The 12,330-nt window shown below is 65.3% G+C and carries 11 protein-coding genes and 1 riboswitch; of the genes, 7 read left to right on the top strand and 4 right to left on the bottom strand.

Features of this window, described 5'->3' with window-relative positions; all coding sequences use genetic code 11:
• Positions 1–29 precede the first annotated feature (29 nt).
• A riboswitch (SAM riboswitch) is annotated at positions 30–119 on the top strand.
• Between the two features lie 97 nt (positions 120–216).
• The 6 genes from GXK59_RS00245 to GXK59_RS00220 are packed head-to-tail and all read left to right on the top strand — an operon-like array spanning position 217 to position 8,152.
• Entirely contained in the window at positions 217–1,878 is a 1,662-nt protein-coding gene (locus tag GXK59_RS00245; RefSeq protein ID WP_160663385.1) for an ABC transporter substrate-binding protein, read from the top strand.
• Between the two features lie 6 nt (positions 1,879–1,884).
• Positions 1,885–2,844, top strand: coding sequence for an ABC transporter permease (locus GXK59_RS00240; RefSeq protein WP_160663383.1), 960 nt, complete (start codon positions 1,885–1,887; stop codon positions 2,842–2,844).
• Positions 2,845–2,862: 18 nt separating this feature from the next.
• Positions 2,863–3,762, top strand: a complete 900-nt coding sequence (locus GXK59_RS00235; RefSeq protein ID WP_237393710.1) for an ABC transporter permease — start codon at positions 2,863–2,865, stop codon at positions 3,760–3,762.
• A gap of 11 nt (positions 3,763–3,773) precedes the next feature.
• Entirely contained in the window at positions 3,774–5,441 is a 1,668-nt protein-coding gene (locus tag GXK59_RS00230) for a dipeptide ABC transporter ATP-binding protein (RefSeq protein ID WP_160663381.1), read from the top strand.
• Between the two features lie 33 nt (positions 5,442–5,474).
• Positions 5,475–6,725, top strand: a complete 1,251-nt coding sequence (locus GXK59_RS00225) for an acyl-CoA dehydrogenase family protein (protein ID WP_160663379.1) — start codon at positions 5,475–5,477, stop codon at positions 6,723–6,725.
• The gene (locus tag GXK59_RS00220; RefSeq protein ID WP_160663377.1) at positions 6,725–8,152 is read left to right on the top strand and encodes an NtaA/DmoA family FMN-dependent monooxygenase; all 1,428 of its coding nucleotides are present in this window, start codon (positions 6,725–6,727) and stop codon (positions 8,150–8,152) included. The genes GXK59_RS00225 and GXK59_RS00220 overlap by 1 nt, the downstream gene beginning before the upstream one ends.
• A gap of 42 nt (positions 8,153–8,194) precedes the next feature.
• Here the strand turns inward: GXK59_RS00220 and GXK59_RS00215 are convergent, their stop codons facing one another.
• The 3 genes from GXK59_RS00215 to GXK59_RS00205 form a co-directional block, all read right to left on the bottom strand.
• A complete protein-coding gene (locus GXK59_RS00215; RefSeq protein ID WP_160663375.1) occupies positions 8,195–8,710 on the bottom strand; it encodes a flavin reductase family protein in 516 nt (171 codons plus the stop codon).
• Between the two features lie 228 nt (positions 8,711–8,938).
• Entirely contained in the window at positions 8,939–9,640 is a 702-nt protein-coding gene (locus tag GXK59_RS00210; RefSeq protein WP_160663373.1) for an anti-sigma factor family protein, read from the bottom strand.
• Complete coding sequence (locus tag GXK59_RS00205) at positions 9,637–10,137, bottom strand: sigma-70 family RNA polymerase sigma factor (RefSeq protein WP_160663371.1); 501 nt, start codon at positions 10,135–10,137, stop codon at positions 9,637–9,639. Before GXK59_RS00205 ends, GXK59_RS00210 begins: the two co-directional genes overlap by 4 nt.
• A gap of 174 nt (positions 10,138–10,311) precedes the next feature.
• Between GXK59_RS00205 and GXK59_RS00200 the strand changes: the two genes are divergently transcribed.
• Positions 10,312–10,851 (top strand): COG4315 family predicted lipoprotein, encoded by a 540-nt coding sequence (locus GXK59_RS00200; RefSeq protein WP_160663369.1) that lies wholly within the window; start codon positions 10,312–10,314, stop codon positions 10,849–10,851.
• 49 nt (positions 10,852–10,900) lie between these two features.
• Here the strand turns inward: GXK59_RS00200 and GXK59_RS00195 are convergent, their stop codons facing one another.
• A complete protein-coding gene (locus GXK59_RS00195) occupies positions 10,901–11,770 on the bottom strand; it encodes a DMP19 family protein (RefSeq protein ID WP_237393709.1) in 870 nt (289 codons plus the stop codon).
• Between the last annotated feature and the right edge of the window lie 560 nt (positions 11,771–12,330).

Here is a 12,330-nt window from a genome sequence, read left to right as displayed (position 1 = left end):
AACCGAAAAATGTCCTTCGTGACGAATAAAGACCATCCAGATCGGCTGAGAGACCTGGCTCGATGACGCCGTAGCAACCACCCGCAAGGGCAAGGTGCTAATGCCAGGACCGATGGAGATTGCCAAGATCCCAGGTTCCACCGGCCCGGCCCCGTGCTGTGTCGGACAAACTCGTACGGTTTTGGCGTCCCCCGGTCACGACCGAGAGGATCCGCGATGGATACCCCTGAATCACTCACGCCCGCCACGAGTTCGAAGAGCAGGCGCCACCCGCTGCGTTTACTGGCACTGATGGGCGCGGCAGCCCTGGCCTTGAGTGCCTGCGGCGGTGCTGGCGGCACGTCGGCATCCCAGGCCGGCGCGGACGGAAAGCCGGTGCAGGGCGGAACGTTCGTCTTCGCCGAGGTCACCCCGATTAACAACTTCCAGACCCAGGCGGCGCGCTTCTACGAAAAGGCGAACGTCCTGAACAGCGTGCTGGACCGGCTGACCTATTTCGATGCAAAGAAGGGCGAGCTTGTCCCCTGGATCGCCAGCAAGTTCACCGCGAGTGAGGATCAGACCAAGTTCACCTTCACAATCCGCCCCGGAGTGACTTTCAGCGATGGAACGCCGCTTGACGCCAAGGCAGTCCAGGCAAACTTCGAGGCCCTGGGCAAGGGTATCGAGAGCGCCAAGATCCAGCCGAACGTTGACTTCTCCACCTACGAGTCCTCGCAGGTCACCGGCGAGGACCAGGTGGAAGTAACCCTGTCCTCCCCCGACGCCAACTTCCTGCGCGCCACGTCCTCCGTCACCGCCGGACTCGTGTCGCCGAAGACCCTCACCCTGGACAACGCCGCCCAGTCGGCCATCGCGAAAATCTCCGGATCGGGTCCCTTCACCTTCGAATCAGAGAAGGCCGATGAGGAAATCGTCCTGGCCAAGCGTTCCGACTACGCCTGGGCTCCGGAGGGTGCCGCCAACCAGGGGGCCGCCTATCTGGACAAGGTCGTCGTGAAGTACCTGCCGGAAGTGGCCCACCGCGCGGGGGCCGTGCAGACCGGCCAGGTTGACTTGGTCCGCGGCCTGCAGCCGGCCGACGAAACTGCCCTCGCCGGGAGCGGCAACCAGGTCCTGCCGGCCAAGGGCATTGACCTGACCGCAAACATGGCGGCGGCGCGGGTCGGCAGCGGCAAGCTGGCGGACGCGAAGGTCCGCCAGGCACTGCAGCTCGGCATCGACCGGCCGACGCTCAAGGACACGGTGCTCTCCGACAGCTACGAACTCGCCGGCTCCATCCTGAACCGTGAAGCACCAGACTTCGTTGATCTCTCCGCCGACCTGGCCTACAACCCGGAGAAGTCCAAGAACCTGCTGGATGAGGCCGGCTGGGCAGTTGGCTCCGACGGCATCCGCGCCAAGGACGGCCAGAAGCTCGAAGTCACCGTCACGTCATCCAACAACTCCGTGGTCATCAAGCCCGCTTTCGAACTGATCGAGCAGCAGTGGCGCAAGATCGGCGTGAAGCTGGTCAACCGCGCGGCGGACAACGCCTTCCTGGCGACTTCCATGAAGGACCCCAACGTGGAATTCTTCGGAACGCGGCAGTTCGCCTACGGCGGCCTGGGGCCGGTCTTCGGCCCGGTCACCAACACGCAGACATTGAACGCGGACCCGCAGCTCAATGCGCTCTTCGCCACGGAACGCGCCGCCACCAGCGCAGCAGCGCACAAGCAGTTCGTCGCCGAAGAACAGCGCACGCTGGTTGTCGACCAGGCGTTGGCCCTCGTTCTCTGGGACGAAGTCCAGGTCTACGGCGCCAACGCCAAGTCACACGTCGAATTCACCTCCGGCACCGCACCGATTTTCCAGGGTGCCTGGAAGACCGGCAAGTAGGTCGTCATGGGTCTTTACTTTGCGCGGCGCCTCGGACAGGCACTGCTTGTCATCTGGCTGGCGTACACGCTCGTCTTCCTGGCAATACAGCTGCTGCCCAGCGATCCGGTCACGATCTTCCTCTCGGCGGACGCCGCGGCTGACCAGGCAACGATTGATGCCATGAAGGCCCAATACGGCTACGACCAGCCCCTGCTGGTGCAGTATTTCAACCAGCTTGGGCAGTTGCTCGGTGGAGACGTCGGGTACTCCCTGGCCTCCGGACAGTCGGTGGCGACCCGCATCGGCGCGGTGGCCGGATCCACCCTGGCGCTGGCCTCCAGTGCCTTCGTGTTGGCCGTCGTCCTGGCTGTGGCCCTCGTGGCCGCGGCCTGGTTGAGCCGCTCGACGGCGCTGCAGCGCTTCATCACCAATCTCCCGCCGTTGTTCGCAGCGGTTCCGGTGTTCTGGCTCGGGCTGGTGCTGCTGCAGCTGCTGTCCATCCAGCTCGGTGTGATGTCCCTGTTCCCGGACGGTTCCTTTGCATCGCTGGCAGTTCCCGTCCTTGTCCTGGCCCTTCACGTTTCCGCCCCGATCGCGCAGGTACTGCTCAAGAGCATCACTCACGTCTATGAGCAACCGTTTATCGACGTACTGCGGGCCAAGGGCGCGTCCCCCGCATGGATCTTCTACCGCCACGCCCTGAAGAATGCTGCGGGTCCGGCAATGACCATTGCCGGCATCACGGTCGGAACCCTGCTTGCCGGTTCCGTCATCACGGAGACCGTCTTCGCCCGCTCCGGCCTTGGCTCGGTGGTCCTCCAGGCCGTCACCGTCCAGGATGTCCCGCTGGTCCAGGGCCTGGTCCTGCTGACGGCGTCGGCGTTCGTTGCAGTGAACCTGATCGTCGACCTGCTGTATCCGCTGCTGGATCCCCGCATCCTCAAGAGCAGTGCCCACGGCTCGCCACGAGCACTGGCTGCCTGAGACCGAACGGAGAACCTTGTGAGCCTCAACCTACTACCAACAGATCCTATTGATGAGGCCGCGCTGCCTCCTGCCGGTGGCAGCGCCGCAGCGATTGGCCCGGGAAAGCGCGAAAGAAGCATCCTGCGCTCGGCGGGCCTGTGGCTGACCGTCCTTCCGTTGCTGATCGTCCTGGGGTGGGCATTTCTGCCGGGCCTCTTCAGCGCCTTCGACCCCATCAGCGGCATTCCGAAGCAGAAGTTCCAGCCGCCAAGTGCCGGGCACTGGTTCGGTACCGACCACTTGGGCCGGGATGTCTACGCGAGGGTCGTGCATGGCACCTCGCAGACCCTGCTCACCGCAGGGCTCGCTGTCCTGATCGGATTCGTGGTGGGAACGGCCCTGGGCCTGTTTGCTGCGACGGCCGGCCGGGCCGCGGATTCGAGCACCATGCGCCTCGTGGACGTGCTCCTGGCGGTGCCGGGATTCCTGATCTCCCTGATCATCGTGACGGCGTTCGCGCCCGGACCAATCTCGCTCGGCGTCGGCGTGGGCATCGCCTCGATTGCCTCGTTCGCCCGCGTGGTCCGCTCGGAAGTCCTGCGCGTGCGCAACCTGGACTACGTCGAGGCCGCCTTCCTCAACGGGGGATCGTACTGGTCCGTCGTCTGGAAGCATGTCCTGCCGAACTCCTGCGGCCCGGTGCTCGCACTGCTGGCAGTCGACCTTGGAGCTGCCATTCTCGCAATTTCCGGACTTGGCTTCCTCGGCTTCGGTGCCCCTCCGCCCACCCCGGAATGGGGCTTGCTGATCTCTGAGGGTCGGCAATACCTCGCTGGCGCGTGGTGGATGACCAGCCTGCCGGGCCTGGTCATCGTGCTAACGGTCGTGCTCTTGGCCGGTCTCGGACGCCAACTTCTCAAGATCTTCCGGTTTTAGTCAGGAGCCCCATGACCATCAACACAGTAAATCCCAAAGCCGAACCCGGACCCCTGCTTGAGGTGCGCGGATTGCACGTCGAATACGGCCGCGGACCAGGGGCGGTCGTGGCCGCAGATTCACTCGAGCTGGTCCTCAAACCGGGCGAAATCGTTGCCGTCGTTGGTGAATCCGGTTCCGGAAAAAGCACACTCGCCAAATCGCTCATCGGCCTTCTCCCCGAAGCGGCCGCGGTCTCTGCCGGAACCATCGTGTTCGACGGCATTGAGCTGACCGGGCTTTCTGAACGTGCAATGGAGAAAATCCGTGGACGTAAGATCGGCATGGTTCCGCAGGATCCCGGCGCGTCGCTGGATCCGGTGAAGACGGTCGGATCCCAGGTGGCCGAGGTCTTCCGGCTGCACCCGGAAGAAGGCAGGCGCTCCAAGAGCGAGATCCGGGCGGAGGTCATCCGGCTCTTCGAACTGGTGGGCATCGACCGCCCCGCGGAGCGGCTGAAGCAGTACCCCCATGAACTCTCCGGCGGACTCAAGCAACGGGTCCTGATCGCGATCGCCTTCAGCCTGGGACCGAAGCTGCTGATTGCGGATGAGCCGACCTCGGCGCTGGACGTCACCGTGCAGCGCCGGGTGCTCGAGGTCTTCAGCAGGCTGGCGCGGGACCACGGGACGGCCGTCATCTTCGTGACGCATGACCTGGCCGTCGCAACCGATCTGGCCGACCGGATCGTGGTGATGCGGCAGGGCAGGATCCTTGAAGACCGTCCGGTCGCCGACATCCTGGCGCAGCCGGAGGACGACTACACGGTCAGGCTGCTCCGGGAGGCCTATCCTGCCGCCCCTAAGACTGACCGGGCCGACGTGGATACGGCCCGCGAGGAACCGGTTGCTGCGATCGAAGTCCGCGGCCTCACCAAGGTCTTCGGCCGGGGCGAGACTGAACACCGCGCCGTGGATGACGTCAATTTTGCGGTGCGCCAAGGAACCACCTTCGCGCTGGTCGGCGAATCCGGTTCGGGCAAGTCCACAACGGCCCGCATGATCATGCGGCTGCTGGACCCGACGTCGGGCACCGTGATGGTTCACGGGAACGATGTCACGTCGACCCAGGGAAAGGACAAACGGGAGCTGTGGCGCTCCCTGCAGCTGGTGTACCAAAACCCGGATTCGGCGCTCGACCCGCGGCTAACCGTTCGAGACATCGTCGCCGAACCCCTGGTGAATTTCCGTGTCGGGTCGCGCCTTGAACGTTGTGCCCGGGTTGCCGAACTCCTTGACCAGGTGAACCTCCCCGCACGCGTCACCGGCAGCAGGACCAAGGAACTCTCCGGCGGCCAGCGCCAGCGCGTGGCGATCGCCCGGGCCCTCGCGCTTGGCGCCCGCACCATCGTGCTTGACGAGGCCCTCTCCGCCCTGGACGTCCTGACGCAGGCCCAGATTCTGGTCCTGCTCGAAAACCTGCAACGCGACCTGGGACTTTCATACTTGTTCATTTCCCACGACCTGCACGTTGTTGAACGCTTCGCCCAAGACGTCGGCGTGATGAGTCGGGGCCAGCTGCGGGAAGTCGGCCCGACTGCGCAGGTCTTCTCCAACCCGCAAAGCGACTACACACGTCTGTTGCTCGATTCCAACCCTGGCCACCGCCTGCGCGACCTCGTTGCGGCAACCGGCCACTAAGAACGTCAGTCCCCCTTCAACGTTAGGAACAAGATGACTGTCTCGACAGAAGTAAGAGAACTCAGCGGAGAGGCCCGCTACGCGGCGTTGGCCGCCCGCTTCCAGGATGTCTTCGCGCGGATCGCAGAAGGTGCCCTGGAACGCGAGTCCAACCACGTCCTGCCGTTCGAGCCCGTTGCCTGGCTGAAGGAAAGCGGATTCACCACCATCCGGGTCCCCGCCGCGCACGGCGGGGACCCCGTCAGCTATGAGCACCTGAGCCGGCTGCTGATCGAACTCGCCGCCGCGGACTCCAACGTTTCACACCTGCTGCGGTCCCACTTCTCGTTCGTGGAAACGATTGCGCTGCAGCCCATCGAATTCCGCAACCGCTGGTTCCCCCGCGTACTCGCCGGGGAGATCTTCGGCAACGCCGCCACGGAACGCTCCGGCAACGCCCTGGGCACCACCCAGACCAAGCTTCGCGAGGAGGAGGGCCGCTGGCTGCTCAAGGGCGAAAAGTACTACACAACGGGCAGCATCTTCGCCGACTGGGTCGTGGTCATGGCGAGCACGGAAGGCCGTGAGGGCCGCCAGTACGCGTTGGTCCGCGTCAACGACCCCAAAGTCACGATCCTTGACGACTGGGACGGGTTCGGGCAGCCGCTCACCGGCACCGGAACGGCCATCTTTGCGGACGTGGAGGTCGACGCCGGGGACATCATCCAGCGCAAGGTCACCAGCACGCTGGAACCGGCGTTCTTCCAGCTCGCACTGCTGACCGTACTCGTCGGAATCGGCCACGCGGCTCTTCGCGACGCCAGCCAGCTGGTCCGCGAGCGCACCCGCACGTTCAACACCGGGTCAGGTTCGCTGTTCCGGGACGATCCGCTGATCCAGGAACGCGTTGGCCAGATCGCCGCCGGCGTCTACGCCGCCGAGTCCATCGTGGTGGCAGCCGCACGCGATCTGGATGCCGCCGTCGACCCTTCGCTGGGACTTGAGGTGGAGGCGGCCTTCGTCCGGGCCGAGCTGGGGGTGCAGCAGGCCCATGTGAGCGTCCCCGGCCTGGTTCTGGCCGCGGCGAATGAGCTGTTCGATGTCACCGGCGCTTCGTCGACCAGCCGCGGCAAGGGGCTGGACCGGCACTGGCGCAACGCCCGGACGGTAGCCACCCACAACCCGGTGGTGTTCAAGGCGCGGTCCGTCGGCGATTATCACATCAACGGAACCATCCCCACGGGCCTCCACAGCATCGGCGACGCGGTCCCGGCAACCACGTCCAGCCAGGGGAGCGATTCCTGATGGGGACCTTTGACGAACGTCCCCGGCTGCTCCTGAGCGCTTTCGTGATGAACACAACCACCCACATCCTGGGGGGCCAGTGGCGGCATCCGGAGGCGCAGCAGCACCGCTTCAACGAGCTGCAGCTGTGGGTCGATCTGGCCCGCGAGCTGGAGGAGGCGAAATTCGATGCGATGTTCTTCGCCGACGTCGTGGGGCTGTACGGTGACCACGAGGGCGGCTGGGCCTCGCTGGTCGAGCGGGGGCTTCAGGTCCCCTCGAACGATCCGCTGGTGCTCTGCTCCGCACTGGCCGCGGTGACCAAGGATATTGGCCTCGCCATGACGAGCTCGGTGATCCAGTCGGATCCGTTCCAGCTGGCCCGTCAGCTGTCGACCCTGGACCATATTTCCAATGGCCGTGTCGCCTGGAACATCGTTACCAGTGTGTTGGAGAACGCCCACCGGAACTTCGGCAACGCCGGGCTCACTCCGCACGACGACCGGTACGACTGGGCCGAGGAATACACCGAGGCCGTCTACAAGCTCTGGGAGGGTTCCTGGGACGACGACGCACTGCTGGCCGACAAGGTCCGCGGCATCCACGCGGATCCGTCGAAGGTCCACAAGGTCAACCACCGCGGGACCCGTTACTCCATTGACGGCCCACACCTGGTCGCACCCAGCCCGCAGCGCACGCCGTTCCTGTTCCAGGCGGGGAGTTCCGCCCGCGGCAAGAAATTCGCTGCGGAGAACGCGGAGGCAACCTTCCTCTTTGCGCCCAACGTTGACTACGTCAAGAAACAAACTGCCTCGATCCGGGCCCTCGAAGCCGCGGCAGGCCGGGCCGCCGGCGACGTCAAGATCTTTGGCGGACTGTCCTTCGTAATCGGCAGCACCGAGGCAGAGGTCGCCCGCAAGCAGGCCGAATACGACGAGTACCTGGATCTCCACACGATCATCGCGCATATCGGCGGCGGGATCGGCGTCGATCTGGGCGGCCTCCCGCTCGATACCCCGCTGGGCGACGTCGAGACCGAGGGCGCCCAGGGTGTTCTTCAAGCCGCCATTGCGTCCGTGCCCGGCGGCAAGCCTACGATCGGTGACCTGGCACGCTACCGTGCCAAGGCCCAGCAGATCGCCGGCACCCCGGATCAGATTGTGGACGAACTGGAACGCTGGCAGGATGCCGGGATCGATGGTGTGAACATCATCAACCAGATCATCCCCGGGTCCTACACGGACTTCATCCAGGGCGTGCTGCCCGAGTTGCAGCGCCGCGGCCTGGCCCAGACGGAGTACGCGCCGGGCACGCTGCGTGAGAAGGTTTTCGGCCGTGGCCCGAAGCTGGAGCCAACCCACCCCGCAACGCGCTATCGCGGTGCCTTCAGCGACCTGTCGGCCGCAGCAACAGTGAAGCCGAACGACCTGGCTCCGCTGCGGGTTTAGCCGGGCGCAGTGGGACCACGGCAGGCGGCGTGCCTGCCGTGGTCAGGCGGCGCCGGGAAGCAGCGCGTCGCGGAGCTGAACGCCGTAGTAGTTGCCCCTGTAGAAGAGCAGGGGTTCCGCGTCCGTGCGTGCACTGAGGGAGCGGACGGCGGCGACCACGATCGTGTGATCGCCGCCGTCGTATTCCTGATGGAGTTCGCAGTCCACCCAGGCCAGGGCCTCGGGCAGCACAGGGTTGCCCAGCGGGGACGGCGCGTGGTCGGCTCCGGCGAATTTTTCGGTTCCCGACCGGGCGAACTGGGCGGCCAGATGCTGATGCTCCTGGGCCAGGATGTTCACTGTGAACTTCCCTGCCCCGCGCAGCAGCGGCCAGGTCGAGGACGTCCGGGCCGGGCTGAAAGTCACCAGGGCGGGCTCCAGCGATAGGGAAGAAAAGGACTGGCAGGTAAACCCGGCAGGGCCGTCACTTGTGGCAGCGGTGATCACCGTCAACCCGGTGGCGAAATGACCCAAAACGTGACGGAGCCGTTGCGGGCTCAGGTCAGAATGATCCGTCATGGCAGTTTCCTTTCGAGGCTTTCCCCCAATCAACCACCGTTGCTTCCGGTTCCCAATACCAGGCGAAACCTGCGGACGCAGAGCGCAACGTGGCTTCACACGGCGCAGGAAATTACGACGACGGTCCGTCATCCCGCTTCATGAGGTGATCGCCCTGCCGTGTGAGTCAGGGCACGCACCAGCTGCAAACTCCGGGCCGGCTTTCCAGTCCCGGGGGCGTCGCCGCTGTTATTCCCGCGGCACGGCGATGACGGCCATGGTCTGCTGCTGCCCGTTCCGCATCTCAACGCTGGCTATGTTGGCAAGCTGCAGGGGCGTGGCTCCGGTGATCCTGACCCTCCCGCTCGGCGTTGCCGTCCATGCGCAGGCGCGGTCTTCGCCGCCGTCGCTGGCCTTCACCCACAGCGACAGGGTCCCGTCCACCGGGAGGCTCCGGCCTTCGACGGCGAGCTCAGTGCCCCAGGTCTTTTTGACCATCCCCACCGTGAACTGCAGCCCGTCGCCGGCCTGGACGGAGTAGCTGGCGTCCGGCTTGGGCGGCTGATTGACCAGCGGCGCCGCCAGGATTCCGAGAGCCAGGCAGCCCGCTGCCGCTGCGGCGAGCGCTGCGGTCCACCGGCGTCGTATTCTCCGGCGACGTGTGGACAGTTCGTCGAGAAGCTGCCGCGGCATGACGGCAGGCGTGGGGCCCGACGGCGGCGGTTCCGGCGTCGCCGGTTTCCGCCCGGTGGTGGCGGCAGCGGCGCCGAGGGCGACGGCGTCGGGCACCGGGAGCGCGTCCAGCAGCGCCGGGAGGCTGGCCAGCTCGTCCAGCTCACGCCGGCAGTCCGCGCAGCTGCCCAGGTGCTGCTCAAAGGCGGCGGCCTCCTCGGGTTCCAGCCCGCCGAGCAGGTAGGCGCCGAGCAGTTGGTGCAGGTCCGTGGCGCTCACCGCTGCACCCCCATCTCATCAAGGATCGTCCGGAGGGCCCGCACGGCGTAGAACGCGCGGGACTTCACTGTTCCGCTGGGGATATTCAAACTGACCGATGCCTCCTGCACGGTGTAGCGGCGGTAATGGAGGGCCACCAGAACGTCCCGGTGCTCCGCGCTGAGCCGGAGCAGCGCCTCTTCCATCAGTACCCGGTTGAGGAGTTCGTCCACGCGTTCCTCGCCGTCGGCCGGGTCTGCCAGGTCCCGTTCTGTCGCCTCGCGGGGCCGGCGCTGGGCCTTGCGGTAGTTGTCGATCATGATGTTGCGGGCCGTCCGGAACAGGTAGCTGCGCAGGCTTCCCGTGATCTGGGGGGCCTGCTGCCAGACCCGCAGCACTGTTTCCTGCACGACGTCGTCCGCCATGTGCGGATCCCGGCAGGCACTCAGGACGAAACGCCTGAGCGCCGGCCCGTGGTCGCGGTAAATCGCCGCCACCACGTCTTCGTCGAGCGACATGACCGTCCTCCCCGGGTGGGTTTGTGCGCCTGTTCCCCCTATGACGTGCGGATCGCCGGAACGGTTCACGTACGGGTTCCGGGGCGCAGTCCTGTGAACCATTCTTCCTCCGGAGGCGTCGTAACGGTTAGCGCCGGCCTGGCCAGTTGGCCGGTTCGACTCAAGGAGCAGCACATGAAAAAGCACCTCAGCATTGGCCTGTCCGCTTTCGCCCTCGCCGCACTGCTCTCCGGCTGTGCCGGCACCAGCGGGACTGCCACGTCCACGACGCCGGCGGCCGCCACGACGCCGCCCGGCAGTGCCGCAGCGGGTTCGGCTCCGGCTTCCACCTCTGCACCGGCCGCGGCCGGGCCGGATCTCAAGGTCGCGGATTCCACCGCCGGCAGGATCGTCGTCGACGGCAAAGGCATGAGCGTCTACTTCTACACGAAGGACGTCAAAGACTCCGGGACGAGCACCTGCACCGGCGGGTGCATCGCCGCATGGCCTCCGGCCCTCGCCGCCGGTGACACGCCAACGGTCGACGGCGTCACCGGCACCGTGGGCACCATCGCCACCCCGGAGGGCAAGAAGCAGCTGACCATCAACGGGATGCCCGTGTACTACTACGCCAAGGATGCGGCGGCCGGGGACATCCGGGGCCAGGGTGTGGGCAGCGTCTGGTACCTCGTGGCCCCCTCAGGTGACATGATCACCGGCACCTCCGGGTACTAACTGCCGGCCATCACTGCCGCCGGCCGCGGCCGGTGGCAGTTGTTCGGGCTCAGTCGTCCTCGACCTCGAACTCGACGGCGGCCAGAATCTCCTTGCTCTCCGGGTGGATCATGACCGCTTCGCGTTCGTCCTCGAGCATGAGGAACTCGCCCTGGTCCGTGGTGAAATGCCAGGCCAGGGTGGTCTGGCCCTCGTGGTCATAGTTGGGGTCGCCCATGGTGATCTTCAGGAGGGTGTGGCCTGCCACGTCGCAGAGCTCGCGGATGATCATTTCGAATTCCGGCATGTCGAGCAGATCACCTTCAGCGGCCTCGGCCTGGCGCTCCGCCAGGTTCGGGATCCGGGACACACGCTCGGCGATGTGGCGGTCGAGCTCCTCCTCGTCCAGGACCAGGAGGTCTGCCAGGTCCCGGAGCCACGCGGCGTTCAGCGCGATGATGTCTTCGGTCTCCAGCAGGGTTTCGAACTCGCTGTCGAGCTCTTCCAGGAGTCCGACCACGTCCGGGACGCCGTCCGTGCCGCTGTCCAGATCCGCGTCCCCATCAAGATACGCGTCTGCTTCCTCCTCGGAGAGGGAATCGAAGGCAGCCACGGTGCGGTTGAAGAGGTCCAGGTGAGCGGCGGCCCCCATGCTTTCGAGCCCGGCCCGGATGTAGGCGTCGATGTCCTGGCGTTCGGGCGCGGTAAAGACGTACTGGGCGAACCCGCCGCCCAGCGACTGCGTCAGGTAGAAGTCGACGTAGTAGCTGCGCAGCGCGTTCGGCGCGATTTCCTCGATGTCGAGCAACTCCGCGTACATGGCATTGACCACGTCCACGTTTGCGTCAACGACGTCCGCGTCGCTGCCGTTGATGACCGCCCGCGGCAGGACCGTCGCGTAACCGGTGGCGGGCAGGGTGGTGGAAAGGCCGTTGCTCATGGAAAATCCTCACTGCTTAAGGCGGGTGGTGCTCCGATCCCTTTCACGGTACGTGGCACCGCCGGCGCTGCGGTTGAGCCGCAGCTGAACGTCCGGCGAAGTTTGGGTGACCCGGCCAACGCTCTTCAGGTTGTGCCTTCGTTCGGACGTTTAAATCCCGGGCTCTTTTGGGTCCCAGCACGGTCCATAATCCGCCCTAAACACGTGGACTGGCATTTAAAATATAAGTAGGTATGGTGATGGGTAGATAGCGTTTAGAAAGGCGTGATTCCATTGTCAGGAAAGTCTCCCAGAAATGTCAATGCCAAGAAAACGGGAAAGTCGATTCTCGAAAAGAGAGCCGAGAAAAAGGCAAAAAACGAAACCAGCGAAATGCTGTTCGCAAAGCCGCGAAAAAGCCAGAGGTGACACCTAAGCCCTGATGCACCAGCGGCAGGCAGGTCACGGTGACAGGCGGAGACGCAAGCCACCAGGGCGTCGGTCCAAGTTCGCGCTAAACGATTAAATGCACGCCAAGCGGACGATACCGGGCGTTTCACAATGCTCCGACCGGGCACCGG

This window comes from Pseudarthrobacter sp. ATCC 49987 (genome assembly GCF_009928425.1).
Taxonomy (GTDB): Bacteria; Actinomycetota; Actinomycetes; order Actinomycetales; family Micrococcaceae; genus Arthrobacter.
This window is presented reverse-complemented; position numbering and strand designations above follow the sequence as displayed.

Excerpts from the sequence above, each read along its gene's own strand:
- GXK59_RS00215 (WP_160663375.1), bottom strand. The coding sequence starts at position 8,710 with ATGACGGATCATTCTGACCTGAGCCCGCAACGGCTCCGTCACGTTTTG.
- GXK59_RS00245 (WP_160663385.1), top strand. The coding sequence starts at position 217 with ATGGATACCCCTGAATCACTCACGCCCGCCACGAGTTCGAAGAGCAGG.
- GXK59_RS00220 (WP_160663377.1), top strand. The coding sequence starts at position 6,725 with ATGGGGACCTTTGACGAACGTCCCCGGCTGCTCCTGAGCGCTTTCGTG.
- GXK59_RS00200 (WP_160663369.1), top strand. The coding sequence starts at position 10,312 with ATGAAAAAGCACCTCAGCATTGGCCTGTCCGCTTTCGCCCTCGCCGCA.
- GXK59_RS00205 (WP_160663371.1), bottom strand. The coding sequence starts at position 10,137 with ATGTCGCTCGACGAAGACGTGGTGGCGGCGATTTACCGCGACCACGGG.
- GXK59_RS00240 (WP_160663383.1), top strand. The coding sequence starts at position 1,885 with ATGGGTCTTTACTTTGCGCGGCGCCTCGGACAGGCACTGCTTGTCATC.
- GXK59_RS00230 (WP_160663381.1), top strand. The coding sequence starts at position 3,774 with ATGACCATCAACACAGTAAATCCCAAAGCCGAACCCGGACCCCTGCTT.
- GXK59_RS00225 (WP_160663379.1), top strand. The coding sequence starts at position 5,475 with ATGACTGTCTCGACAGAAGTAAGAGAACTCAGCGGAGAGGCCCGCTAC.
- GXK59_RS00195 (WP_237393709.1), bottom strand. The coding sequence starts at position 11,770 with ATGAGCAACGGCCTTTCCACCACCCTGCCCGCCACCGGTTACGCGACG.